Source organism: Streptomyces sp. NBC_01197, assembly GCF_036010505.1.
GTDB lineage: Bacteria > Actinomycetota > Actinomycetes > Streptomycetales > Streptomycetaceae > Streptomyces.
This window is the reverse complement of sequence record NZ_CP108569.1, coordinates 7,478,118-7,503,205: the sequence shown is the minus strand read 5'-3', so window position 1 is coordinate 7,503,205 and position 25,088 is coordinate 7,478,118. Positions and strand designations below refer to the sequence as shown.

The window sequence follows — 25,088 nt, the reverse complement described above, 5'->3', positions numbered from 1 at the left end:
GCTGCCCGCCGAACTCACCGAACTGGCCTGGTACTACCGGGCCAAGGCGCATAAGGATCTTGCCCGCAACGACGACGCCCGCACCGGCATGCAGCACGTCGCCGACATGGGCGGGCGCCTCGCGCCCAAGGCCCTGCGGGGCCTGGCCAACCTGGCCCGTCTCGCCGGCGACTTCCCCACCGCCTTGGCCGCAGTGCCCTCACTGGGCTGGGAAGGCCGCCACCACCGCGTCCTGGGCGACATCCACTGGTCCCACGCCGACACCGGCCAGGCCGTCGCCGCGTTCGAAGCCAGCCGCATCGAAGCCGAGCAGCGCGGAGCTGTCGGGGAACGCGCCATGCTCCAGGTCCGCACCGCCCTGGCCCTCTCCTTCGCCGACCCGCAGCGCGCCGACGACGAACTCGCCCTCGCCCACCAGCTCCTGGACGGCGTCGACCAGCGCGCCAACCGCCTCCTGGCCCACATCACCGCCCTGCTCAAGGACGCCGGAACCCCCACGGTCACCGGCCGTGCCGAGCAGCTGCGCGCCGACGTCGAGGCAGCCGGACTTCCCTACCTCCACCGGTTCCTGGAACTGGCCCTCGCCTTCCACCACGCCGTCGACAACGACACCCAGGCCCAGGCCGCCACCATCGACCGGCTCCACGCCCTCACAGACAGCGGCGACTTCGCCCACTTCAACGACATCGCGCACTTCATGGCTAACCTGCCCCGCTCGCCCGGCTCCACCGTCCGCTGGCTCGACGGACCCGACGCCGCCCGCACCAACTGGCGGTGGCTCGTGGGTCCGTACCGTCAACGGTGGATCTTCGAACAGGAAGTAACACCTGATGACAGACGTGATCGTCTCGGCTGAGGCCGTCGAGGAAGTGCAGCCTGCCGGGGCACCGGATGCTCTGGATGACCAGTTGATCAGTCAGCTGGTGGACCGGGCGAAGGCCGACGGGATCAAGCTGACTGGCCAGGGCGGGCTGCTGCAGCAGCTGACGAAGAAGATCCTCGAGTCGGCCCTCGAAGGTGAGATCACCGACCACCTCGGCCACTAGAAGCACGAGAAGACAGCCAGCGGCAACACCCGCAACGGCATCCGGTCCAAGACCGTGATCACCGAGGTCGGACCGGTCGCCATCGACGTCCCGCGCGACCGCGAGGGCAGCTTCGAGCCGCAGATCGTGAAAAAGCGGCAGCGCCGGCTGACCGGCGTCGACGAGATGGTGCTCTCACTGTCCGCCCGAGGGCTCACCCACGGAGAGATATCCGCCCATCTCGCCGAGGTCTACGGTGCCGAGGTCTCCAAGACCACGATCTCCACGATCACCGACAAGGTGCTCGACGGCATGCACGAATGGCAGAACCGGCCGCTCGACTCGGTCTACCCGGTCCTGTTCATCGACTGCGTGCACGTGAAGCTGAGGGATGGTCAGGTCGCGAACCGGCCGATCTACGTAGTGCTGGCGGTCACGGTCGAGGGCACCCGCGAGATCTTGGGCCTGTGCGCCGGCGACGGCGGCGAGCGCCAAGTACTGGCTCCAGGTCCTGACCGAGATCAAGAACAGGGGCGTTGACGACGTCTGCATGGTCGTCTGCGACGGCTTGAAGGGCCTGCCGGACGCGATCGGGACGGTCTGGCCCCAGGCCATCACGCAGACCTGCGTGGTTCACCTCCTGCGGGCGTCGTTCCGTTACGCGGCCCGGCAGGACTGGGACAAGATCTCGAAGGCGCTCAAGCCCGTCTACACCGCCCCGACCCAGGACGTCGCGGAGGAGCGGTTCCTGGAGTTCTGCGAGATGTGGGGCAAGAAGTACCCCGCGATCGTGAGGCTGTGGGAGAACGCGTGGGCCGAGTACGTACCCTTCCTCCAATTCGACAGTGAAGTAAGGCGAGTTGTGTGCACCACCAACGCCATCGAGAGCGTGAACGCACGGATCCGCAAGGCCGTCCGCTCCCGCGGGCACTTCCCGAACGAGCAGGCAGCGATCAAGTGCGTCTACATGGCCGTCATGAGCCTGGACCCCACCGGGCAGGGACGCAAACGCTGGTCACAACGCTGGAAGGCCGCCCTGAACGCCTTCGAGATCACCTTCGACGGCCGACTCTCCGCCGCCCGCCGCTGACCCACTAACAACTCCAGAACCACCGTTAACTTTACGGACCCGCGCAAGCAGGAGTGACCCGGTGCGTTTCTTCTCCGAGTCGGTGCCGTGGTCGAGAAATCCGCAGGAGCGGGAGTAGCCCGTGCCGTTGCCATCCGGCCGACCAGCGCAGTTCAGGGAGCCCGCGGAAGCGGGAATGACACGGCGTTGTTCTCTAACTGAGTTACACCGCTGGGTAGAGCCCGCACGAGCGGGAATGACTCGATCCGTGACCCCAGCATCGGCTCACGCATGAGGTAGAAGACCCCGCGAGCGAGAGTGACTCGGCGATGACTCCCAGTTCATCTCGAGGACGTGGTAGAGCCTGCCCGAGCAGGAGTGACCCTCCGTCCCGCCGGAAAGCCTGCCGGCTTACGCGAAGTGCTCCACCAGCGGGAGTGACGCGTCGGTCTTGTCCCGATCGACGCCGACACTGTCGGCCTTGAGCCTGCTCAAGCGGGAGTGACCCATGCCGTTGCCACTCGACCGGCCACGGCAGGTTGCATAGCCCGCGCGAGCGGGAGTGACCCCGACCGGCGCTCACGGGTGAACGTGAGGCCTTCGTGAAGCCCGCGCGAGCGGGAATGACCCGTGGCTCCAGACGATGCCCAGCTACTCCAGTTGGTAGCGCCCGCGCAAGCGGGAGAAACCCGGCCCATCTGCAGTCCGTGCCCCAGAGTGAGGAGAAAGCACGCGCGATCGGGAGTGACCCGTCGGCGGGGATACGGGTGTTGGCACAGACAGCGCAGAGCCCGTGCAAGCGGGAGTGGCTCGATCCGTGACGCCAGCACCGGTGCACCCTCAAGGTAGGCAGAGGATCGGGAGTGACCCGACCTTGCCACGGTCAACTACGATCGTCTCGGCCGAGCCCGCACGAGCAGGAGTGAGCCGCCGGTGAGCCAGTCCTCGAAGTCAGGCGCGGGAAGGGCCCGCGAGCGGGAGTGACCCGACCCTCGTCGCCCTCAACACCGTTCCAGGAGACTCAGCGCCCGCGTGAGTGGGAGTGCCCCGTGCACCGCGACGGTTGCTGGCAGAATCGGACCGTGGAGTCCGCGCGAGCGGGAGTGACCCGACGGATGTGTTCCCTTCCCATGCTTTGAGTGCGCAGAGCCCGCGCGAGCGGGAGTGACCCTCCGTCCCGACGGTAGAGCCTGCCAGCCGACGCGTAGAGCTCTTCCCAGCGGAAGTGACACACCCCCATATGTGATTCCGGCGCGAAGGGATGCGCAAAGCCCGCGCACGCGGGAGTGGCCCGTCCTCGCCGGCGTCGCGCAGAAAGGGGTCGATGTGGGGGCCCCGCAAGTGGGAGTGCCTCAACCGCCCTGACCGAACGGCCCCCGCTCCTCTCTGGCGTGCTCATCTTCACCGGCGACTTCGACGAGCGTGACCTGGAGACGGCAAAGCGCACGTACCCAAGCCGCCGCCCGGTACTGAACACCGATGGCGGCATCGAGGTACACCCGGCCGGGTCGTCGCCGAGGTAGGGCAGAACGTCGTGCAGCAGGACCGCGAGTCGAGTTGGGCGATCGCTGGGGCGGCCCTCGCGCGCCCCGACTGCTCCGCACCGCATCAGGCCACCTCGACGGCGAGCGACGGATGGCATGGGAAGCACAGCTCCCCCCCCCCCCCCGGCACATCAAACTGACGACCCCCGCTGGCCCCGCCGAACTCGGCCAGTTCTTCCTGCTGGGGCAAGCAGAGAAGTTCAACATCCAGCTCACCGACGGCCGCCCGCCGCTGGGGCCACCAGAACGGACAGCGCCCGGATCTACTCCGCCACCCCGTGGACATCCGGCCGCTCAACGCCTGACCCCACCAAAAGAGCGGCAGCAACAGATCTCGCAGTGACGGCTCTATTCGGGGCCCGCGATCCGGACCTGATCGCGCGGTTCGTGGAGCACTGGACCCGTCTCATCATCCTGTGACCCGCCCGAGCCCTCTGCCCTCCCGCCCGTTCCCACCGCCTGTGAAGGAGCCTCCGAGCGTGCCGACCGTCACCGCACCGAGCCGGTTCCCGGACACAACAACGCCCACCCGCTCCGGGGGCGAGCCCGCTGAGGACGCCTTTGCGGGGGCCAGATCGACCAGACCGTCCGGGGTGCACGACACGAAAGGGTTCGAGTCGAGCGCCAGCGGGTCGATCGTGATCTCCTGCGACGCAGCGGCCAGGGCCAGCAGGTCTTGCCACGCGGCCGATGAACTGGGCGCAGCAACGCCCCGGTCGTCCGGCTACGGCCCCGCGGCGGCGGCCCCAGAAGCCAGCAGTCAGCGGCTGCGGCCTCGAGCTCGACGAACCAGCCGTCGGCGCCCCGAGTCTGAGTCCTACCGGAGACAGCGACGGCAGGGGCCAGTGATTCTCTCCGGCCCTACCCGGACCGTCGGTGAGGTGGAATTGTCCTCATCAGAAGTGGGGTCGGTCGGCGCCGTCGGCTGTGGAGTCGTAGGCGTTGACGTACGCGAGCCGGAACTTTGGACCGCATCTGCCAGTGGAGCCGAAGAGCGCTTCATCACCGAGCACCTGGTTCGCGGCCAGCGAGAAGATCCCATATGCCGAGCCGATGACTTGGCCGCTTTCGTCGAGAAACTCATAACGAATGTCGTAAGCCATCCCGTGCGCGGCGTGGTCGTGCAGCCAGAAAGTGATCCTCGCCGAGGAAGACTCGCCAGACTGGCAGGTATTCTTCACCCAGTACACATCGTTGACCGGATGCAGATAGCTCCGGCTCGGAGAAGCACTGATCGTCACGTGCTTGCCATCCGATGACACCGCTGAGGAACAGCCGCCGAGCGTCGCGGACATGAGAGCCAGAGCGACAATTACGGAATGGAATCTCACCCACTCGTCGTTCCAGGCTCCAGGCCACGGTGCTGGGCTTTCAGCAAGGCAGGGACCGCAAGGTGGCTGACCGTGCCGGGACGCGGCGCTTGCTGCGAGCACGATCGACCGACGGCACGCCCGTGCAACGGTCCCCTGTGCCGCACCCATCGGACAGCCACAACAGCGGTCGACACGGCCCACCTGCTGAGGTCGGCTATGAACTACTCCATAGCAGCGGCGCAGGTCAAGGGCACCTTCGTATTGCGTTTCTCACTGAACCGAACAGGCCGTTCTCACGTGTGTGCACCAGGAGTTCTCACCTCGCGCCTGAAGCAGACCCGTAACTCCCCTGACTCCAACGAGCCATACAGCCACCTTGAATGGCAACGGGATGAGAACTGCCCCCGACAGTGAGGTGATAGTCACCAGCCGAGACCGAGCAGAAAACCCGCCGCCGCAGAGCTCCACGCTCCGGAAGCACGGCGGCACAGTTGCCCGATCTGCCAGGCCAGCGGCGCCCACTCGACGCAGAGACCGCGCCGACCCCGGCACCGGACTGGAGCGAGAGCCTGGACGACCTCATCAGCGTCGACACCCCGGCCCAGACCGGCACGAGCGAGCCGGAGGGCGCGGGCGGGCTGCCGGGAGCGGCAGGCGGGTACGGGCTGTGGGACGCCGAAGCGGAAGCCGAGCAATGGTGAACACCTCACCGCGTACGAACGATGCGCCGGCCGGCAAGCCGCCGACGGCAGGCTGGTCTCCCGGTGACACAGCGAACGCCGACGGCGACGCCCCTGACCTGCAGCCGCAGGCGGTGACCACCTGGGACGGCTTCCAGGCCTTCGCCACCACCCCCGTAGCAACTCCTCCCCCGCCCGGGGCGCCACCCCGCGATCTCGAGGAACGGCTGGCCTATCACTCGCGGTTCGTTACCGTGCGCACTCCCGCTATCGACGCGCTCGCCAAGAACGTGCGCACCCTGATGATCCTCGGCCGCCACCAGGCCGTCACCGCACGGCCGTCCCTCATCGTCACCGGCCCCGCCGGCGCCGGGAAAACCACCGCCCTGCTCCAGGTCGGACGCGCCTGCCAGCTCGCCCACACCCGCCGCCACGGCCCCACAGCAACAGCCGGTCAGGCCCCGGTCGCCTACGTCCTGGTCCCGCCCGCAGCCAGCGCCAAGACCCTCGCCATCGAATTCGCCCGCTACCTCGGCATCCCCGTCACCGCCGGCATGTCCCAGGTCCAGATCACCAACGCCGTCTGCCACACCTACACCTCTGCCGGCGTCCAGCTGGTCCTGATCGACGAGATCCACCGCCTCAACCCCCGCACCACCACCGGCGCCCAGAGCGCCGACCTGATCAAAGACCTCACCGAACGCATCGGCGCCACCTTCGTCTACGCCGGCATCGACGTCACCACCACACCCCTGTTCACCGGCGTACGCGGCGCCCAACTCGCCGGCCGCGCCTCCCTCATCGACTGCGCCCCCTTCCCCGCACGCCTCGGCAATCAAGAGCCCTTCCGCGACCTCATCATCGCCATGGAAAGCGCCCTCGACCTGCGCCACCACCGGCCCGGAACCCTCCCCAAACTGGCCCCCTACCTGCACGAGCGCACCGCCGTCCGCATCGGAAGCCTCGCCCGCCTCATCCGCCAAGCAGCCATCACCGCCCTGATCGACGGCACCGAACGCATCACCAAAACCACCCTCGACGCCATCCGCCTCGACCACCTCGCCGAACAGCACCACCGCCCCCGCACACCGCCACGAAGCCGCAGCACCGGCACGTCGTGAGCCGGACAGACGCCACCACCCGCACCGCGGTCACAGTCGCCCCCGCGCCTGCCGTCCTCACCGCAGAGGCATGGTTGCGGACCCCTCCAGCAGCACCGGGCGTGCTCCGCGTAAGGCCACTGCCCTTTGAGGCGACCGCCTCATACGCCCAACGCCTCGCTATCGCCTACCAGTTGACGCTTCCCCAGCTCCTGGACGGGGCCGGTATCACCCTCCACCGCCACGGCACCCTGCCCACGGCCGAACTCCACCTCAACCACAACGCGGCCCGGCACCTCGCCGCCCTCACCCGCATCCCGCTCCCCCACCTCACACGCGCCCTGCCCCACCTCCCGCTCAGCGACGCCGCCCACGCCACCGGAGCAGCCGCCTACTGGAAGCGGCTCAATGCCGAGCAGCAGCCTGTGCGCGCCTGCACCCTGTGCACCCGCCACCGCACCCACGACACCACCGACACCGCCTGGGTTCACCGGCCGCCGCACCGACTGATCTGCCCGCGCCACCACCAAGCCGCCCCCGACCCATGACTCACCACCACCATCCACACCCGGGCCGTGCCGGAGCTTGCCGCCGCGCACTACACACACCAGCGACTCCTGCACCACCCCCGAGCTGTTACCGCCTGGACCGCGGCGCGCGCCATCACCACCCGCTGGTACGACCACCAGCAACACCTCACCCACCGCTGGCACACCCGCCTCACCCAACTGATCACTGACAGCCCCCGTCTGGCCACCACCAGCAACGCCTCCCCCGCCCTCCTGGCACGCGACCTCGTGACCTACCCAGAGACTGTCGCACTGGCCCGCACACTCGCCGTGCTGCCGAACCAGACACGCCACACCACCAACGACGCCCTCAGACTCATCGCCCACCGACTCAGGCTGCCCCGCCTCGCCCCCAACACGAACGATCCCCTCCATGCCTTCCTCACCCACACACGCCACTGACCAGCACAAGTCCCCATCCAGCCAGGCGCATTGATGCCACCCCCTACAGGTGTGCCACCACACCTACGAAAAATCCAAGATCAATCCCACACAACTACCGGACCACAGACCAAGCACCCGAACAACCAAACCGAACACCCCAACAAGCCACACCCACCACACCCGAAACCGACCGCTCAGACCATTCCGAATCCCACCCCGAAAGACGGAACACCAGACCAGAACAGCTCAACCCACTGAAGACCAATGGCCCGTCACATCTGACGGCCGATCTCACCGTGCCGGAGGAGCTAGCCACGGTCACCGCGCGGCTGACCGACCCTGACCGTCCGATCGACCTGCTGGTCAACAACGCCGGCTCAGGCTCCCGTCCACCCCGGCCGCTCGCCCGCCAGCCGCTGGAGTACGAGCTGGCAAAGGTGGGACTCAACGTACTGGTACCGCTGCAGCTGACCCATGCGGCGCTGTCCATAATGACTCCCCGTCGGCACGGCGGCATCCTCAATGTTTCGTCCATTGCCGGCTTCCTCCCTCAGCCCCAGGGCGCGACCTACGCCGCGACCAAGGCATTCCTCACATCGATGACAGAGTCGTTGTACTGCGAGGCACGCAAGTCCGGGATCCACGCCACAGTGCTCTGTCCCGGTTTCGTCCGACGCGGCGAGGGCGGGGCGCACGGCGGAATGCGCAGCAGGCGCCTGCCGGAGTTCGTCTGGCTCGATCGGGACGAGGTGGCCCGCGAGGCGATCGCAGCCGTGCGGTCCGGGGAGCCGGTCTGCATTCCCGGGTGGCGCTACCGGGCGACCATCAAACTGAGCAAGATCCTGCCGCGCTCGGTGTCCTATCGCGTCTTCGAACGTCTGTGGGGGCGTTAGGGCCCACGAAGCACGGCTGCTGATCGCGGAGGCCTGGGACCGTCAGAGTCCTGGCCAGATCGATGCATCCGGTGCTTACCCCCACTGCCGGGGTCTGTCAAACGAGCGGTGTAACTCGGGTTGTTGAGGGTTACTGGCGGGCTGCGGAGAGTCGGCCGTCGAAGGTGATGTCGAAGGCGTTCAAGGCTGTCTTCCAGCGCATGGTCCAGCGGGCTTGGCCCTTGCCGGTCGGGTCGAGCGACATGATTGCCATGTAGACGCATTTCAGTGCGGCCTGCTCGTTGGGGAAGTGGCCGCGGGCTTTCACCGCCCGTGGGATCCGCGCGTTCACGGACTCGATCGCGTTCGTCGTGCAGACGATGCGGCGGATTTCGGTGTCGAAGCGGAGGAAGGGAGTGAACTCCTCCCACGCGTTCTCCCAGAGCCGCACGATCGCCGGATACTTCTTGCCCCACGCGTCGGCGAACTCCGCGAACCGCTCGAGTGCGGCGTCTTCGGTCGACGCGGTGTAGACGGGCTTGAGGAGTTTCGCGATCTTGTCCCAGTCCTGGCGGGCGGCATAGCGGAAGGAGTTCCGCAGCAGGTGGACCACACAGGTCTGCACGACCGTCTGCGGCCAGACGGTCTCGACCGCGTCGGGCAGGCCCTTGAGTCCGTCGCAGACGAGCATAAGGACGTCGTTCACGCCGCGGTTCTTGATCTCGGTGAGGATGTGCATCCAGTGCTTGGCGCCCTCGCCGCCGTCGCCGGCCCACAGCCCGAGAATGTCGCGCCGACCCTCGGTCGTGACCGCCAAGGCCACGTAGATGGGCCGGTTGGCGACCGCGCCGTCGCGGATCTTCACGTGGATGGCGTCGATGAAGACCACCGGGTAGACGGCGTCGAGCGGCCGGTTCTGCCATTCGGCCATGCCCTCGAGAACCTTGTCGGTGATCGTGGAGATCGTCTGACGGGACACGTCGGCGCCGTAGACCTCGGCAAGGTGGGCCTGGACCTCGCCGGTGGTCAGGCCCTTCGCCGCGAGCGAGATGACCATCTCGTCCACGCCGGACAGACGCTTCTGCCGCTTCTTGACGATCTTCGGCTCGAAGGAACCCTCACGGTCGCGGGGCACAGTTATCTCCACCGGGCCGACATCCGTCAGCACGGTCTTGGATCGGGTGCCGTTGCGGGAGTTGCCACCGTTCTTCCCGGCGGGATCGTGTTTGTCATAGCCGAGGTGGTCGGTGATCTCGCCCTCGAGAGCCGACTCCAGGAGCCGCTTGGTCAGCTGCTGGAGCAGCCCGCCCTCGCCGGTCAGCTGAAGGCCCTCGGCCTGAGCCCGGCCCACCAGCTCGTCAATCAACCGGTCGTCCACAGGCTTCGACGGAACCGCCTCAGACGGCTCGGCAGGATCGGCCTCGGTCACGTTGTCGCTGGTCATCGATGCATCTTCCATGATCGGGAGTTACACCGAACGTTTTACAGTCCCGCACCGGGTACTGCTGGCGGGGCACCTCAGCGTAGACGGTGTGGGAGACGACCCCGTCGCGTTCCAGGTGGCGCAGGGCGAGGGCGAGCACGCGCTGGAAGACGCCTGGAACCCCCTGGTGCAGGGCACAAGGACCGCAAGGGACCGTGGCCACCGATGACCAGGACCGACCACTTGTCGCCGATCCGGTCGAGGTCTCCCGGAATCTTCGGCCGTTGTCCGGCCAGGTCTCGCGCGGGCAGGGGCATCGGCAGGTCAGGCGTCGCCGGGTGCGGGGCGGCGGCACAGTCAGGGTCAGTCGTGTGCGCTGCGTACATCAATGTTCCTTTTGTGAGGCTCTCGTTGCATCCCTATGGTGGGGCTACTCACTAATCGTAAGTATGTGAAGGAGTGACATGCCGGTCCAGCGTCTCAACCACGCCGTGCTCTACGTCCGCGACGTCGAACGCAGCGTCGCCTTCTACACCGATCTGCTGAGCTTCCGCACCGTGTTCCGCGTCCACGCCGACGGCGACAAGGTGCGCGAGGGCGCGTTCCTGCAGGCCGAGAATTCGACCAACGACCACGACTTGGCCTTCCTCCAGATCGAGGGCCCGACTTCCCCGCAGGGCCCGGGCCGACGTCCCGGGTTAGCACACCTGGCGTGGGAGGTGGACACCCTGGCCGAGTTCCAGCAGATCCGCGGCAAGCTGCTGCAGGCAGGCGCACTGTCCTACGAGTTGGACCACGGCACCACCAAGTCGCTGTACGCCGGCGACCCGGACGGCCTGGAGTTCGAAGTGTGCTGGCTGGTGCCCGCCGAAAGGATCAACGAGGTGGCTCCCGTGGCCTTCGCACCGCTCGACCTGGACGCGGTCATCGCACAATTCGGCGCCGACCTCCCGGGCGGGACCGGCATCTCCGCGCCGGCCCCCGTCTGAATCAGCAAACGCCGTCCTTCGGTCTGACCGACACCCCGCAGTGCAATGCTGACCTGGGGACGCTGCTCACCCGGAACTCCTAGCGAAATGCCCTTCATTGCGCTCGGAGCATGCCGAGACCGGTGAGCCGAAGACGCGCTGTCTCGTACGACCAGTCTTTCTGGCGCCGGGCGATGACGGCGCGGCCGGGGCGAGCACCACGACGCGGGGTGCCCCTATGGGTTTGGTCAAGGTGATGTGGCGGGTTGGGGTTCGTAGAAGGTGCCGTCGCGGAGCCTGGCGAAGAGGACGTCTGCTCGTCGTCGGGCGAGGCGGAGGAGGGCTTTGGTGTTTGTGTCCTGAACGCGAAAGGAGGTGGGCTACCCGGACCCCGCCTACTTCACCCGGGTCTTCACCCGGCACTTGGGGACCACCCCGACCGCCTTCCGGCGCCAGCAGCAACAGCGGACAGTCTGACGCTCGGGGCCAAGGCTCAGGCTCGGGATGGGGTTTGCGGAGCGGGGGTTGCGACTGCCACCCAAACCGACCTGCTCCCGGGCACGGGGCCGATCCCCGTGCCCACCCCATCCTCTTCGGCGTCGTCGTACTCACGTTTGTCGCCGGCTTCGGATACACCTGCTGGCAGGCGGTTCGGTGTCCTGAGAAGTAGGTCGCATCGGGCGGGAACGACGAACTGATCGGTGCGCTCCCGGTTACTTGTGGCCGGGGCTTCGACGTCTCGGGTGCGGGCTCGTCAGTGGTCTGAGCGATCCGCTTCCCGGTGCGGTCCGGTGCGGGCGATCCGTCGCCGGCGAACGGTCGAAGGCCCAGGGAAGTGGTGGGATGGAGTGCGGGATCGCGATCCGCATACCGAGTGGCAATGTCCGGGGGACCGATCTGGAGGGCGTTCTTCAGGACGGTGTGGCGTCCGGGAAATGCGTGGTCAACCGGGCTCATGCTGGGCACCGGATCCCTCTGTGCACCCCCACGACGCACAACGGGGGGACCCCTCGGAAGGGGCCCCACCGGGGGGGGACGAAGGAGGTGGTCCGGCCCCGTCCTCAACGGGTCACGCGGCAACGAGCGGTGCGACCGGGCTCAGAAACGGTCCGGTGCACGCTCCGGGAGCGGAGACCCGGGCAGCAGGTCCCGCTTCTGTTTCTTGCGTCCCTCCGGGACCGAGCCAGCCGTCACCTCGCAGGTCACGTCCTTCGCCGGGAGCTTGCCCGAGCGCAGATAGTCGGCGACCGCGTCGTCCGTGCACGCGTTGCCGTTCGGGTAGACGCCGTGGCCCTCGCCGCCGAGGACGGTGACCATTTTCGAGCCCTTCAGGTCGGCGTGCATGGCCCGGCCACTGGGCAGCGGGGTCTGCGGGTCCCACTCGTTCTGGACGATCAGGGAACCGACGCTGTTGTTCACCTTGGTCGCCGGTTCCACGGACTCGCCCCAGAACGCACAAGGCTTGACGCTGGACGCGAAGTCCCCGAATAGCGGGTACCGGCCCTTGTCCTGGACGGCGTCGCGCCGGTAGCTCTCAGGGTCGCGGGACCAGGCGGCCGAGTTGTCGCCGCACACGATGGCCAGAAGGCTCGCCGTCTCATTGTCGGACGGCACCTCGGCGGCACCAGCGGCGGCGCCTCCCGTACCAGCGGCGTCGGCAGCGGCTCCTGCCGGACCGGCCCCTTCGGCTCCGGCGAACGCCGCGAGCTTCTTCGTGGACGCGGACTTGCCGGCTGCGGCCTTCTTCAGCTCCACGACCCCCTCGGTGGCGTACTCCGGGGTAAAGACCGCCGAGCGGAAACCGCTCCGGAGGTCATCACCCGTGTTCAGCTGCCCGTCCACCTCGATGGGCTTCTCGTCGGCCTGCGCGACCAGGTCCCAGAAGGTCCGGCCGACCTTCTTCGGTGTCTCACCGAGGCCGTACTTCTCCGACCGGTCGGCGGCCCACTCGGTCCACCGGTCGAACGCCGGCTCGGCGCCCTTCGCCCACCACTGGATCATCCCTCGCCAGGCGCGCGCCGGATCGACCGCGCTGTCCAGCACGAAACGGTCGGCCCGGCCCGGGAAGAGCTGGGTGTAGACGGCGCCCAGGTAGGTGCCGTACGAAGTGCCCAGGTACGAGATCTTCCTCTCGCCGAGGACAGCCCGGAGCAGATTCATGTCGCGCGCGGTATTGCGCGTGGTGATGTACGGGAGCGTGTCGCTCGCCTTTTCCCCGCACTTGTTCGCGACGCCACGTGCCCAGGCGACGTCCTTGTCGAACTTCTCCTCCTTGTACGGCCGCAGCCAGTCCTCCTCCTCCGGCTTCAGGTCACAGGAGACCGGGCTGCTCTCTCCCACACCGCGCGGGTCGAAGCCGATGAGGTCGTACTTCTGCCGCACGGACTCGGGCAGCCTGTCCTGCAACTCCATCGGCATGTAGCGCCCCTGCATTCCCGGGCCGCCGGGGTTGGAGAACAGGACACCGTGCCGCTTACCGGGCGCGGTGCTCTTGATCCGGGATATGGCCAAGTCGATCCGCTTGCCCCCGGGAGCCCGGTAGTCCAGCGGAACCTTGATCGTGGCGCACTCGAACTCCGCCGGAGAGTCGGCGTCGCACCGCTTCCACTGCGGCCTCTGCTTCACATAGCGGCCCAGCGCGCCCCTGGTGGCGGACGGCTTGGAGGCCAGGGCAGCGGTCGGCGAAGCGGCAGTGGCCGGAGCAGCGGTGGCCGTCGAGGTGGCGAACGCGGGGGCCAGCATCGCCGTGACACCGACAGCCAACAGGGGCACGAGACATCTTCCACGCATGTAATCGATCCTTCTGGTCGCATGTTCGGACAGGAATGATCATGCAGGGGGAGTACGCCGGAATCGTCAGCCGAGCGGCCCCAACTCCCTTCCGACCTGGGCGTGACGCACCGCCGCACCTCGTCCCTGGGTCGTAGTACCGGATATGGAGCACACCCTGCACGCGGCGGCCGTCGGAAACCAGACGGGCGTGAGGTACCACTGCCGTGCGTCGTTCATGTTGTCGCGCAGTGCCGGCCCTCGATCACGTCCTGGCTCCGCGCACAACGTTGCCCCACAGGACGCGCTGGTCGCCATTGGCCACCTTCAGCGGCGCTCGGCGAGCGCGCAAACGTCCCGGCGTGACCCGAGGTGGCTGTGGGCCCGCCACCTGGAGCGGCAGGGAACCCGGCATCACCGCCTGCGGCTGTGCCCACGTCACGAACGGTCCTCCTGGACGATCCGACTTCAGGTCGAGCCACTCGGCCTTTAGGGGTTCTTGCAGAGTGATCTTCCTGTGGCACGGTGGAGAGGTTGTTGATGCCGTTGTTCAGAGGTGTGGATGTCGCTGCGGAAGCCGTGGGAGATCGGTGACGAGTCGTGGTCGGTGGTCGAGCCGTTGCCACCGAAACAGGAACGGCGGTACTGGCACCCGGGACGCAAGCGGATCGAGGACCGCAAGACGCTCCAGGGTTGTGCTGTTCGTTCTCTACACGGGTATCCAATGGGAGTCCCTGCCACAGGAGTTGGGCTTCGGCCCGGTCCGACGTGCTGGCGGCGGCTGGCGGAGTGGCAGGCAGCCGGTGTGCTGCTCGCTCACGCGAGGCCGCGTCGGGCACCGCCCTCTATGGCGATGATGGTTTTGGCGGCTCGGCAGCGTATGCGTCGGTCGGGGCCGGCCCAGCAGTTGATTCAGACCGGGTCATCCGCCAAGCGGACGATCGCCTTTCCTGTGTTTGCGCCGGTGAGCATGCCCGTCAGCGCCGCAGGAACGGCCTCGATTCCCTGACTGGCCGTCTCTCGGTACGTCAATCGGCCGCTCTCCAGCCACGCTCCCACCTGAGGAGCGAATTCCTCCCGAAGGTCCTCGTGATCGAACGCGATGAACCCCTGCAGACGGAGCCGCTTGGCCACGATCTTGAACGCATCTACCGGCACTGCGTCATGCTCGGGCGCGTTGTAGGTCGAGATGGTTCCACACATCGCCACCCGCCCGAATTCATTGAGTACGTCGATCGCCGCGGCAAGGTGATCGGACCCCACATTGTCGAAGAAGACGTCAAATCCGTCGGGAAACGCGTTCCGCAGTTGATTCAGAACCGGACCATCCTTGTAGTTGAATGCCGCGTCGTATCCCAGCTCGTCGACCAGGTATCTCACCTTTTCGATGCTCCCTGCACTCCCCACGACCCCCCTGGCGCCGGCCAGCGAGGCGAACTGCCCCACCATGCTGCCTACGGCACCTGCTGCGCCGGACACGAAGACAGAGTCCCCAGGCTGGAAGCCTGCGCTACGGAAGAGTCCGACGAAGGCCGCGAAGCCAGGCCCCCCGAGGACGCCAAGATAGTAAGAGCTCGGGTAGCGCCCCTTGTCGACGATGCGACCCGCCGTGGCGTCGACTACTGAGTGCTCTCGCCACCCGGCCTGATGCACGAGCCAAGATCCCAGAGGGACATCACCGCTTCGTGTCTCGATGACCTCACCTACGGCTCCGCCAGTCAGGGCCTCCCCGAGCTTGTAAGGGGGGGGCGTAGGACGGCACATCGTCCATCCGTGACCGCATGTAAGGGTCGACCGAGAGGACAAGATTCCGCACCAGACACTGGCCTGGCTGCAGGGCCGGGAGATCACGCTCGACCAGCCTGTACGTCTCGGGGGCAGGGAGCCCTACAGGTCGTTGCACGAAGTGCCACTCCCGTGTCATCTGAGACATCTTCAGCCCTTCATTCTTGGAGTCTGAGTGTGAGGCTGTGGAGACCCAGTGCACACAGGCCTCCATCACCACTGCATGCAGCACCTAACCGGCCCGGCGCCGTGGCCGCGGGATCAGACGGTGAGGACGAGCTTGCCCCGGAGGTGACCGGCGTCGAGCAGCCGGTGCGCATCGGCGACGCGCTCGAACGGGAACGTCTCCTGCACGTGGACCCGGAGCCTGCCCTGTTCGACGAGTTCGATCAGACCCCGCAGGGCGACCGGATCGGGGTCGACCGCGATGCCGCTGAAGCGCATGCCCGCCGCCTCGTACGCGGCGAGGAGCTCCGCATCCTGTTCGGCGGCCGCCGTCACCAGGTGACCGCCCGGGCGGAGCACTTCAAGGGACCGCTCGGCGGTGTCACCGCCGATCGTGTCGAGCACGACGTCGATGTCGCGGACCGCTTCGGTGAAGTCGACCGCCGTGTAGTCGATCACCTCGTCGGCGCCGAACCCTTCGACGAACTTCCGCTTGCTCCCGCTCGCGGTCGCGATCACGTGCGCGCCGAGCGCTTTCGCGATCTGGATCGCGACGTGGCCGACCCCACCGCCACCGCCGTGGATCAGGACGCGGTCGCCCTCGGTCACGCCGCCGAGGTCGACGAGGCCCTGCCACGCCGTCAGCCCGACGACCGGCAGGGCCGACGCCTCGATGTGCGAGAGCGACGCCGGCTTGCGTGCCAGGTGCAGCGCCGGCGCCGACACGACCTCGGCGTACGCGCTCGCCGCCCGCGGGAACAGTGGCATCCCGAACACCTCGTCGCCGGGCCTGAACCGCCACGTCTGCGGCGCCTGTTCGACCACACCGCTGATGTCCCAGCCGAGGATGAACGGCGGCTTGCCGATCAGCGGGAACTCGCCGGCGCGCAGGCGCGCCTCCAGCGGGTTCAGCCCGATCGCCTTGACGCGGACGAGAACCTCGGTCGGCAGGGGCTGGGGCTCGGGCGCGTCCACGAGGGTGAGCACGTCGGGACGGCCGAACGTCTGCTGGGTGATGACTCGCATGTCTCTCCTGGTTTTCGCTGTGAGAACGAGGCTAGGTATGGACGACGCAGGCGCACCACCGGTCTTACGCCAGGAAATTCCGAAAACCCGCCAGCGCTGGATGGTGCGCGGCCTGCGGCCGCCGGGGTCTGCTGCCGAGGTCACCTGTCCTGGCGTGAACGGCATGAGATCCGATCCGCTGGCGACGCTCGTGAAATGACCTCGATTCCGGGCGGCCATGTCAGGAGACTTGCGAAGGCGGGCTAGAGTAAAAGCCGATGACCGAACTTGCGCACGAGCCAGTGTTCTTTTCGATCGCCGATGCTCCGGCCTGCGAGCCCATGGCACATGGCGAGGCCATCGCCGCGCACTTCCACGACTACGGTCAGCTTAGATACGCCGCCTCCGGAGCACTGGTCACGACGACCCAGGCGGGCACGTGGGCGGCGCCGGCGAACCGGATTATGTGGATGCCTCCCTTCTGCGTGCACAGCAGCCGGTCGTACGGCGAGACCGATGTCCGGATACTTCAGGTGCCGACGGCGCTTGCCGAGCAGTTGCCACCCCAGCCGTCGGTGTTCACGGCCAGTGCGCTGATGCGCGAGGCCTACCTGGCGATGATCAACGACCGCGAACCAGAGGGCAGCCCCCGCGCCCGCCTGCTGCTTGAGGTCGTCATCACTGAGCTCGCCCGTGCCCCGCAGGAGTCACTGCGCCTCCCGGAACCGAACGACGCTCGCCTCAAGGCCGTTACCGACCTGCTGCACGCCGACTCGGCCAGCCCGGCGACGCTGGCCGAGCTGGGGCACAGAACAGGCTCGAGCGAGCGAACCCTCAGCCGCCTGTTCAGCAGCGAACTGTCGATGAGCTTTCATCAGTGGCGCACGCTGCTGCGTATCCAGCGGGCACTGCTCGAACTCTGCGAAGGCGCCTCGGTCACCGACACCGCCATGCGACTGGGCTGGGCGAACCCGAGCAGCTTCATCGACGCTTTCACCGAACTCGTCGGCCAGACACCCGGCCGCTACCGCTCAACACGGCGTGCACTCCACGACTAACTTGACTCTGTCGGGGATCTTGGAGCTGGCGAGGTCAGGTGCCCAGGGTTCGCGGGACTGCAAAACGTTCGACTCTGGCCTTTGCGTCCGGGCGGGTGGAGGGACCAGCCGCAGTGGAATGATCTTGCTGTGGCTGGTGTGATCTCGGCGTCGGAGCCGTCTTGGATACTCCCGTTCACCGGGCTGAGCCCGCGACGGTTCACGAAGTTGGTGACGGCACTGCGTCGCGCGGGGGTCGGCGCCACTCGCCGGGGCAGGCCGTGGAGCCTGCCGCTGGAAGACAGAACACTGCTGGTCACGGCGTACTGGCGCTCCAACTTGACGATGCGCCAACTCGCCGTGTTGTTCGGCATCTCCAAGTCTGCTGCCGGCCGCATCATCGACCACCTCGGTCCGCTCCTGGCGCTTCAGCCCCGGCGCCGCTTCGCCAGAGATGCCGTACTCATTGTCGACGGCACCTTGGTCCCGCGACCACACGATCGCCGAACAGTCCAGGAATTACAGGTACTCCACCAACCACCAGGTCGTCATCGACGCCGACACCCGCAGAGTCGTCGTGGTCGGCCGGCCCCTGCCGGGCCACCGAAACGACTGCAAGGCGTGGGAGCAATCCGGCGCCAAAGCCGCCGTCGGGAAGACGATGACGATCGCCCATGGCGGCTAATCCGGGCACCGGACTCGTCATGCCCCACCGCCGCCCCAAGGGCGAGGAACTCCCCGACTGGAAACAGGAGCACAACCGCTCCCACAAGCAGGTCCGCGCCCGCGTCGAGCACACCTTCGCCCGCATGAAGACCTGGAAGATCCTCCGGGACTGCCGCCTCAAGGGCGACGGCGTCCACCACGCCATGCTCGGCATCGCCCGCCTCCACAACCTCAACCTCGCCGGATGAACGAGCAGACTCTCAGCGGCCGACCCCATCCAACTCGACTCGAAGATCTTTTGCGGGACAAGCCTTATAGGCATCCCGCTGGCGAAGGCTGCCCGGCTGATGGATAAGTTCCAGCATGCCTGCGACGTCCTGCAACACCGCATCGACTGTGCGGCAGAACAGCAGTCCTCGTACTGAGAACAGAAACGAAAAAATGGGTGCATTATTGACTTAGGAAGTGGGGCGATCCGTGATCGGAGGTTCGTCGTGATCATTCTCGGAGTCATCCTCCTCATCGTCGGTCTGGTGACCGGGCTGGGAATTCTATGGACCATCGGAATCATCCTGGCGGTTATCGGGGCGGCCCTGTGGGTTCTGGGTGCGGTGGGCCGTGCGGTCGGAGGTCGCAGGCACTACTGGTAAACGAGGTCGAATCAACGGCGCGGACGAGGTTCCAACACGAGGTGGGCCCGCGTTGGAACACGTGATGACCGAACCGGACTTTCTGCTCAGTCGCTGGAGTTCTCCGTCTGTCGTCCACCGACTTGCGCGTAGCTCGGGTGGAGGGCCACGCCTATGTGCGCCCCATGGTTGTCAGCTCCAAGGCGGACACGGTATGACGACCTACCAAGTGCGGGCACCGTCACTGCCGAAGCAGAAGGCGATCTCGAAAAGCTGATCGGTGGAGTTGTGCGCCCGGATTCCCAGCTTGGGAGGAAGCAGCGCTACGCCGCTGACCACGACGGCCCGAACGTTTCCGGAGTCTGCCGCCCGGTGCAGCCGGAGGTGGCCACGAACAGAATGGCGGCCAGCACGTCCCGGTCTCCGTGGCGCCGCCTGCCGCCGCCTTGTGGGCGCACTGGAGCCACGGGTACTACCCGCTGGAACAGTTGCCACAGTCCCTCGGGAACGAGACGTTCCTGGGCCGTCCTGTCCGCACACTACCGATCACGCCAAATGCAACGACGTCTCATCCGGCTGGTCCTCACAGGTGCCTCTGAGGTCGAAGGCCATCCAGGAGGATGTCCAGGAGGCGATCAGCTGTGACCGCGTGGCCAGGCTGGTGCGCGACGGTGAAGATCCCGATCAGGCTGGCTGCGATCTCTTCGGCCGTGACGTCGGGCCGCAGGTCTCCGGCTGCGCGGCCTGCGTCGAGGATCGTCGATATCGCGTCCAGGAGCTCGTCCCTGGTCTGGGCGTGGCCGACCGCGCCGGACTCGATCAGGGTCAGCAAGGTGTCGAGCATGCCGTTCTTCGTCGCGATCCAGTTGCCGAAGAGGTCCATCCAGCGTCGCATCGCAACGGCCGGGGCCTCGTTGGCGAGCAAGTCCTGGGCGCCGTTCGTGAGGCGGACGACTTGGTCGCTGTAGACGGCCTCGACGAGGGACTCACGCGTCGGGAAGTGGCGGTAGAGCGTCGCGATACCGACACCGGCCTCGCGGGCGATAGCGCGCATGGACGTCTCGGCGTCGGGCGAGGCGAGCACGCGTGTCGCGACGTCAAGCAACTGATCGCGGTTGCGGGCGGCGTCGGCCCGTGTTGCCCGCGGCTTCGAACTCGTCAAACGGATCACGCTCCGGTTATGCTGGATTCCATAAGTGGAGCGTAGTCCGTTTGGGGTGGCTCCACGAACACGAGGAAACGGGTAAGACATGCAGCAACACGGCGACGCACTCCGAGACGGCGCGAGCAGGGCTGTCCTGCTCGACTCGTTCGGCGGCCCGGAGGCCCTGGCCCTCAAGGACGTGCCTGAACCTCTGGCGGGCGACGGGCAGATCCGCGTCCGCGTATCAGCAGCCGGGCTGAACCCGATGGACTGGCTCATGACCGCCGACGCCGAGACCGCGGCACGGTTCGGTCTGAGCCTGCCCTGCGGGTTCGGGACCGACTACGCCGGAGTCGTGGACCATGTCGGTGCCGGCGCGAGCGGCTACGCATCCGGTGACCGCGTATTCGGGGCGGCCCTGTCCCGAGCGGTCGCCGACTACGTCGTCCTCGACGCGAACGGGAACATCGCCAGCGGTATCGCCCACCACACCCCGGACGGCGTCGACGACCGCACCGCCGCCACGCTTGCGATCGCGGGCAGCACCGCGTCCGCTGCTCTCGACATCCTTGACCTCGGTCCAGGCGACACGGCGCTGGTCGGCGGCGCGGGCGGCGGGGTCGGCGTGTTCGCAGTCCAGTTGGCCCGGATCGCGGGCGCGCGCGTCATCGGGACCGGCTCGCCGTCGTCAGCGGAGTATCTGCGAAGCCTCGGCGCCGAACCGGTCCCGTACGGCGAGGGCCTGGCCGACAGGGTCCGCGACCTCGGTGCGGGCACCGTCACCGCAGTCCTGGACCTGCACGGCACGGACACGGTGCACGTCGCACGCGAGCTGAAAGTCCCGGATGACCGCATCTGCACTATCGCGGGCCAGGTCGACGGCGTTCCCACTGCCAACGGCGCCAACGCGGCGCCCGACGCCGTCGAGAACATCGCGCGCCTTGTCGCGGCAGGCCGCTTGCGTGTACCCCTCGCGGCGACCTACCCCGTCGAGGACATCCGCGCGGCTGTCGAGCTCCAGGCGGCGCGACACGTCCGCGGCAAGGTCGTCATCGACCTCTAGACCAGCCCTGACAGCGCGTGCCGGACTCAGCAGCGGCCGACGCGGCAGGCAGACGCCCCCTGCATACCTGTCCCTGTCGCCGGGCCGCACAGCAGCGCAGGGAACCGACGAATGGCCCGACTGCAGGTAGATGGCGTGATCTTGAACGTTCCCTGCATGCTCTGCCTGCCGGGTAGCCGAGTCCCGTATTGCCGGCGTCGTGGGAGCACGCCGACTGCTCCCTCGTGAGAGGAATCGAACTCCTCAGCCTTCCACGTCTCCCGCTCCCCCTCGTGCCCAACACACCCTCCAGCAGCTCTCGCCCCGCCCCCGGCACTTCCGGAACTGGGGGCGCTCCGCACGATGCTGTACCCGGAGCAGGTCGTGCCCCCGAAATCACCGCAGAGGTGACGTACGGTCGCCGGCCGGGGTTCGCCGCTTGCGGGGTCGGTGATGTCCGCGGGCAAGTCACCTTGCGGGCGATGGAACACGGCCCACCAGCTTCTCGGCCGGGGCGTCGGACGGCTCGGCTGCTCCCGCCGGTTCGGTTCGGGCCGGCCCTGTACACCGCCGGGCGCTATGCCCGCATCGCCCTCTCGCTCGTCGTCCGGCAACGCGGCGACGGACTAGCCCATTACCGCTGACACACCCTCACCGGCAAACCAGGGCGCGGCGTGCGGGTAGCGGTGAGGCCGGGCAGGTGGTGTCCTGCCCGGCCTCACCGAGTGTCTTCGGACCCGCCGCGTCCCGCAAGCTGCTCAACGGCTGTCCCCGGGGCGCAGGCGGGTATCCGGGCGCAGGCCGTGGTCAGCCGGTGGTGTGCGGGCGTCGCAGACGCCCCAGCCTCGGCAGGACGGCGAGCAGGAGCAGGCTGTAGTACTGCAGGACGGGTACGGCGAGCGCGAGGGCGAAGGCGATGGCCAGGGCGAGGACGTTGAGGTAGCTCTCGGTGTACAGGTCCTGGGTTCTCTGACGGGCGGTCCGGCTGTCTTCCTCAAGGAGTGCCGGGGTGGTTTTCAGGATCCTCAGCATCGCGAACCGGCAGACCATGCCGGCCAGGAGGGTCGAGTAGTAGAACGCCGCCACGAATCGGTCGCGGCCGAAGGTGCCGATCATCTCCGTCGGCAGAGGAAGCACGACGACGGAGAGCAGCCACCCCATGTTCCAGACCGTCAGGGGGCGGGTGAGCCTCGTGACCGATGAGAAGGTCCGGTGGTGCTCCCGCCAGATGTTCGCGATGACCGCGAAGCTGAGCAGGAAGCTCCAGATCTGGTCGAGGTGACCGGTGATCACCTTGCTGGCGCCCTCGTGGGCGGAGGCGGTTTCCGGGACGAGGTCCACCAGCGGCAGGATCAGCAGGGTGATGGAGATCGCGGTCACCGCGTCGGTGAAGAGCACCAGGCGCTCCGCCGAGATGCCCCCCTCGATCCTGTCCGCCGCGGGAACCGACGGCTCTGCCGGGTCGGCCCCTCCCGTCTCGGTCTCGTCTATGACGCCACTGGCACCCATGCGTTTGCACCTTTCTTTTGTTGTGCCCGCGCCTGCCGTCGCTACCGGGCTCTGCTGGTTGTGTGCGTTCCAACGAACCGCGCGGATTGTACCCACGGTGTCAGCAGGAGGTTGGCGGGGTAGGCAGCCGCTGGTCCGGATGAAGTACTAGTGTCCTGCGCCTGAGATCCGTCGTTAGTTTGTGTATGAGTGCCTCTGGGGCTGTGCCGGTGCCACGTCGTGGCCCGAAGTTGGAACCGTTGTTGTTGTCCGCCGATGAGCGTGTGGTGTTGGAGCGTTGGGCCCGGCGGGCGTCGTCTGCCCAGGCGGTGGCCCTGCGGGCCCGCATCGTGCTGGCATGTGTCGGCGCCGATGTTCCGCCGATTGTCGTGGTGGCACGGGAGTTACGGATCGCGGCGGACACGGTCCGCAAGTGGCGTCGCCGGTTCCTGGCCGGCCGGCTGGACGGGTTGGTGGACGAGCCGCGGCCGGGCCGGCCGCCCAGTATCAGTGTCGATCAGGTAGAGGCAGTCGTGGTCAGCACGTTGGAGGAGATCCCGAAGAATGCCACTCACTGGTCGCGTGCCTCGATGGCCGACCGCAGTGGGCTGTCGAAGTCGACCGTGGGCCGGATCTGGCGGAAGTTCCAGCTCAAGCCGCACCTGAGCGACACTTTCAAGCTCTCGACGGATCCGTTGTTCGTGGAGAAGGTCTACGACGTGGTGGGGCTGTACTTCAACCCGCCCGAGGGCGCGGTGGTGCTTTCGGTGGACGAGAAGTCCCAGATTCAGGCCCTGGACCGCTCTCAGCCGGTGCTGCCGATGATGCCGGGCATGCCCGAGCGCCGCACCCATGACTATGTTCGCAACGGCCTGACCACCTTGTTCGCGGCTTTCGACGTCGCCACCGGTGAAGTCATCACCAGCCTTCATCGTCGGCACCGGGCAGCGGAGTTCAAGAAGTTCCTCGTCAAGATCGAGAAAGAGGTCCCCGGGCACCTCCAGGTCCACCTCATCGTGGACAACTACGGCACCCACAAGACACCGGCGATCAGGGCATGGCTGGCCAAACACCCCCGGTTCCACCTGCACTTCACGCCCACCGGCTCCTCCTGGATCAACCAGGTGGAGCGGTGGTTCGGCTTCCTCGCAGACCAGAAGATCCGTCGTGGCGCCCACAAAAGCGTGCGCTCCCTGGAGGCGGACATCCGTGCATGGGTCAAGCAGTGGAACGAAAGCCCGACCCCGTTCACCTGGACCAAAACAGCCGAAGAGATCCTCGACTCGCTCGCCCGCTTCTGCCAACGGATCTCTGGCGCAGGACACTAGGTTAGTGGCTTGCGTTCGGGCCACGACCGCTGGACGGCCTCCACGGTTGTCGACGGGCTCACGTTGAAACAGAGCTTCGCACCGGGTGCCAGTTCGTGGGTGGTGTCGACCAAGACCTCGAAGAGCGGGGTCAGTGCCGGGTCCAGCCGGACACCGGCGCCGATCACCACGATGTCGTAGTCCTTCCCGGACAGCGCGGCGCGGTAGACCGCTTCGGCCGTGCGGCCGTAGTCGAGCAGGCAGACGTCGACAGTGAAGCCGAGCTCCTCCAGCCGGGCCCGCCCGGCGGCCACGCCGGCCCGTACCGCTTCGGCGTCGATCTCAGGGAACGCTGCCCGTGACGAGGGCGCGTCGTCCACCAGCGCGGGATCGAGCCCGACGGTGAGCATGGACGGGGACATGCCGCGATACCTCCTGTGCCTTTGCCTTCGGTTTTCCGGACTGAGGGTAGAGATCGGGGCAGCCGTGGGGCCATCCCATACTTCTGGGATACGGTTCGGCGAGTGAGTTCCCCGAGGTGCCGGACGGCACGGTGTGGGTGCACTGCGCCGGCGGGATGCGCGCGGCGACCGCCGCTTCCCTCCTGGACGCGACCGGACGAAAGGGTCATCGCCATCGATGACGGCTTCGGGGCCGCCGCCGACACAGCCCTGAACGTCACCCGGCCCTGAACGTCTTGCTCCACCTGCACAGAAGGCACGCGATGTTCCTCTCCCGCCACAATCCTGGCCACCTCGCCCCCCGAACAGGCCCACCCAAGCGTCGCTGACGGCGACACCGTGCTGCTGGTCGTGCACCGAGCCCCCGGGCGCCGGGCCGGACACTTCCCCGGTGTCGTCCACCTGTCGCAGGACGCCGATAGCGTCCGTGATTGACGTACGTGAATACGTCGTCGAAGCCCTGCATGACGATGCTGCGGTCCTGGTTGCCGACGAGACCGGCGACGTGAAGATGGGCAACCACACTGTCGGGGGCCCAGCGCCGTACACCGGAACGGCCGGGCGGATCGACAATTCCCAGGTCGTGGTCTACTCGTCCAGCCTCGACCTTTCGTGACGGCTCTTCAGTTGAACTGGTGGTCAG

General features: G+C 67.3%; 23 protein-coding genes and 6 pseudogenes. 19 read left to right on the top strand and 10 right to left on the bottom strand.

Going from position 1 to position 25,088, the window contains the following annotated elements; genetic code table 11:
• Positions 1–88: 88 nt before the first annotated feature.
• The 3 genes and pseudogenes from OG452_RS34345 to OG452_RS34335 all read left to right on the top strand — a co-directional run bounded on the left by OG452_RS34345 (position 89) and on the right by OG452_RS34335 (position 3,617).
• Entirely contained in the window at positions 89–856 is a 768-nt protein-coding gene (locus OG452_RS34345; RefSeq protein WP_327299433.1) for a hypothetical protein, read from the top strand.
• Positions 831–2,115, top strand: a pseudogene (locus OG452_RS34340) (IS256 family transposase). The gene OG452_RS34345 and the pseudogene OG452_RS34340 overlap by 26 nt, the downstream one beginning before the upstream one ends.
• Before the next feature lie 1,370 nt (positions 2,116–3,485).
• A complete protein-coding gene (locus OG452_RS34335; protein ID WP_327299432.1) occupies positions 3,486–3,617 on the top strand; it encodes a hypothetical protein in 132 nt (43 codons plus the stop codon).
• A 917-nt stretch (positions 3,618–4,534) separates the two neighbouring features.
• Here OG452_RS34335 and OG452_RS34330 read toward each other — a convergent pair.
• The gene (locus OG452_RS34330; RefSeq protein ID WP_327299431.1) at positions 4,535–4,933 is read right to left on the bottom strand and encodes a hypothetical protein; all 399 of its coding nucleotides are present in this window, start codon (positions 4,931–4,933) and stop codon (positions 4,535–4,537) included.
• Positions 4,934–5,442: 509 nt separating this feature from the next.
• Here OG452_RS34330 and OG452_RS34325 point away from each other — a divergent pair.
• From OG452_RS34325 to OG452_RS34305, 5 genes are all read left to right on the top strand, one after another.
• On the top strand, positions 5,443–5,652 hold the full coding sequence (locus OG452_RS34325; protein ID WP_327299430.1) for a hypothetical protein: 210 nt from the start codon (positions 5,443–5,445) through the stop codon (positions 5,650–5,652).
• 113 nt (positions 5,653–5,765) lie between these two features.
• A complete protein-coding gene (locus tag OG452_RS34320; protein ID WP_327299883.1) occupies positions 5,766–6,752 on the top strand; it encodes an ATP-binding protein in 987 nt (328 codons plus the stop codon).
• Positions 6,749–7,279: a TniQ family protein gene (locus OG452_RS34315; RefSeq protein WP_327299429.1), complete on the top strand. Its 531-nt coding sequence runs from the start codon at positions 6,749–6,751 to the stop codon at positions 7,277–7,279. Before OG452_RS34320 ends, OG452_RS34315 begins: the two co-directional genes overlap by 4 nt.
• A 27-nt stretch (positions 7,280–7,306) precedes the next feature.
• Entirely contained in the window at positions 7,307–7,702 is a 396-nt protein-coding gene (locus OG452_RS34310) for a hypothetical protein (protein WP_327299428.1), read from the top strand.
• A complete protein-coding gene (locus tag OG452_RS34305; protein ID WP_327299882.1) occupies positions 7,699–8,577 on the top strand; it encodes an SDR family NAD(P)-dependent oxidoreductase in 879 nt (292 codons plus the stop codon). Before OG452_RS34310 ends, OG452_RS34305 begins: the two co-directional genes overlap by 4 nt.
• A 130-nt stretch (positions 8,578–8,707) precedes the next feature.
• On the opposite strand, the gene OG452_RS34300 is transcribed toward OG452_RS34305, so the two are convergent.
• Together OG452_RS34300 and OG452_RS34295 are read right to left on the bottom strand one after the other, a co-directional pair.
• Positions 8,708–10,000 (bottom strand): IS256 family transposase, encoded by a 1,293-nt coding sequence (locus tag OG452_RS34300; RefSeq protein WP_327299427.1) that lies wholly within the window; start codon positions 9,998–10,000, stop codon positions 8,708–8,710.
• Entirely contained in the window at positions 9,954–10,139 is a 186-nt protein-coding gene (locus tag OG452_RS34295) for a hypothetical protein (protein WP_327299426.1), read from the bottom strand. The genes OG452_RS34300 and OG452_RS34295 overlap by 47 nt, the downstream gene beginning before the upstream one ends.
• 304 nt (positions 10,140–10,443) lie before the next feature.
• Between OG452_RS34295 and OG452_RS34290 the strand changes: the two genes are divergently transcribed.
• Together OG452_RS34290 and OG452_RS34285 are read left to right on the top strand one after the other, a co-directional pair.
• Positions 10,444–10,968 carry a VOC family protein gene (locus tag OG452_RS34290; RefSeq protein ID WP_327299425.1) on the top strand — a complete coding sequence of 175 codons (525 nt, stop codon included), beginning with the start codon at positions 10,444–10,446 and terminating at the stop codon, positions 10,966–10,968.
• Between the two features lie 354 nt (positions 10,969–11,322).
• Positions 11,323–11,424, top strand: a complete 102-nt coding sequence (locus OG452_RS34285; protein WP_327299424.1) for an AraC family transcriptional regulator — start codon at positions 11,323–11,325, stop codon at positions 11,422–11,424.
• A 621-nt stretch (positions 11,425–12,045) separates the two neighbouring features.
• Here OG452_RS34285 and OG452_RS34280 read toward each other — a convergent pair.
• Entirely contained in the window at positions 12,046–13,737 is a 1,692-nt protein-coding gene (locus OG452_RS34280; protein ID WP_327299423.1) for an alpha/beta hydrolase, read from the bottom strand.
• 541 nt (positions 13,738–14,278) lie between these two features.
• Between OG452_RS34280 and OG452_RS35545 the strand changes: the two genes are divergently transcribed.
• Entirely contained in the window at positions 14,279–14,725 is a 447-nt protein-coding gene (locus OG452_RS35545) for a transposase (protein WP_405559521.1), read from the top strand.
• Here OG452_RS35545 and OG452_RS34270 read toward each other — a convergent pair.
• Positions 14,629–15,649, bottom strand: a pseudogene (locus tag OG452_RS34270) (NADP-dependent oxidoreductase). The gene OG452_RS35545 and the pseudogene OG452_RS34270 sit on opposite strands and share 97 nt — an antisense overlap.
• A 113-nt stretch (positions 15,650–15,762) precedes the next feature.
• On the bottom strand, positions 15,763–16,692 hold the full coding sequence (locus OG452_RS34265) for an NADP-dependent oxidoreductase (RefSeq protein ID WP_327299422.1): 930 nt from the start codon (positions 16,690–16,692) through the stop codon (positions 15,763–15,765).
• A gap of 37 nt (positions 16,693–16,729) precedes the next feature.
• Between OG452_RS34265 and OG452_RS34260 the strand changes: the two genes are divergently transcribed.
• From OG452_RS34260 to OG452_RS34245, 4 genes and pseudogenes are all read left to right on the top strand, one after another.
• Positions 16,730–16,891 (top strand): hypothetical protein, encoded by a 162-nt coding sequence (locus OG452_RS34260; protein ID WP_327299421.1) that lies wholly within the window; start codon positions 16,730–16,732, stop codon positions 16,889–16,891.
• A 58-nt stretch (positions 16,892–16,949) separates the two neighbouring features.
• Positions 16,950–17,729 (top strand): helix-turn-helix transcriptional regulator, encoded by a 780-nt coding sequence (locus OG452_RS34255; protein ID WP_327299420.1) that lies wholly within the window; start codon positions 16,950–16,952, stop codon positions 17,727–17,729.
• Between the two features lie 129 nt (positions 17,730–17,858).
• Positions 17,859–18,622: pseudogene (locus OG452_RS34250) on the top strand (transposase).
• 246 nt (positions 18,623–18,868) lie between these two features.
• Positions 18,869–19,024: a hypothetical protein gene (locus OG452_RS34245; RefSeq protein WP_327299419.1), complete on the top strand. Its 156-nt coding sequence runs from the start codon at positions 18,869–18,871 to the stop codon at positions 19,022–19,024.
• A gap of 317 nt (positions 19,025–19,341) precedes the next feature.
• Here the strand turns inward: OG452_RS34245 and OG452_RS35540 are convergent.
• Together OG452_RS35540 and OG452_RS34240 are read right to left on the bottom strand one after the other, a co-directional pair.
• Positions 19,342–19,500 (bottom strand): annotated as a pseudogene (locus OG452_RS35540) (transposase); the annotation flags it as partial.
• Between the two features lie 86 nt (positions 19,501–19,586).
• Complete coding sequence (locus tag OG452_RS34240) at positions 19,587–20,174, bottom strand: TetR/AcrR family transcriptional regulator (protein ID WP_442810142.1); 588 nt, start codon at positions 20,172–20,174, stop codon at positions 19,587–19,589.
• Positions 20,175–20,253: 79 nt separating this feature from the next.
• Here OG452_RS34240 and OG452_RS34235 point away from each other — a divergent pair, with 79 nt between their 5' ends.
• Positions 20,254–21,210, top strand: a complete 957-nt coding sequence (locus tag OG452_RS34235) for an NADP-dependent oxidoreductase (RefSeq protein ID WP_327299417.1) — start codon at positions 20,254–20,256, stop codon at positions 21,208–21,210.
• A gap of 786 nt (positions 21,211–21,996) precedes the next feature.
• On the opposite strand, the gene OG452_RS34230 is transcribed toward OG452_RS34235, so the two are convergent.
• Positions 21,997–22,698: a TMEM175 family protein gene (locus OG452_RS34230; protein ID WP_327299416.1), complete on the bottom strand. Its 702-nt coding sequence runs from the start codon at positions 22,696–22,698 to the stop codon at positions 21,997–21,999.
• A 185-nt stretch (positions 22,699–22,883) separates the two neighbouring features.
• Between OG452_RS34230 and OG452_RS34225 the strand changes: the two genes are divergently transcribed.
• Entirely contained in the window at positions 22,884–24,005 is a 1,122-nt protein-coding gene (locus OG452_RS34225) for an IS630 family transposase (RefSeq protein WP_327294726.1), read from the top strand.
• On the opposite strand, the gene OG452_RS34220 is transcribed toward OG452_RS34225, so the two are convergent.
• On the bottom strand, positions 24,002–24,406 hold the full coding sequence (locus tag OG452_RS34220) for a hypothetical protein (RefSeq protein ID WP_327299415.1): 405 nt from the start codon (positions 24,404–24,406) through the stop codon (positions 24,002–24,004). The genes OG452_RS34225 and OG452_RS34220 overlap by 4 nt on opposite strands.
• A gap of 113 nt (positions 24,407–24,519) precedes the next feature.
• Here OG452_RS34220 and OG452_RS34215 point away from each other — a divergent pair.
• A pseudogene (locus tag OG452_RS34215) lies at positions 24,520–24,676 on the top strand (rhodanese-like domain-containing protein); the annotation flags it as partial.
• A 180-nt stretch (positions 24,677–24,856) separates the two neighbouring features.
• Positions 24,857–25,037 (top strand): annotated as a pseudogene (locus OG452_RS34210) (transposase); the annotation flags it as partial.
• Between the last annotated feature and the right edge of the window lie 51 nt (positions 25,038–25,088).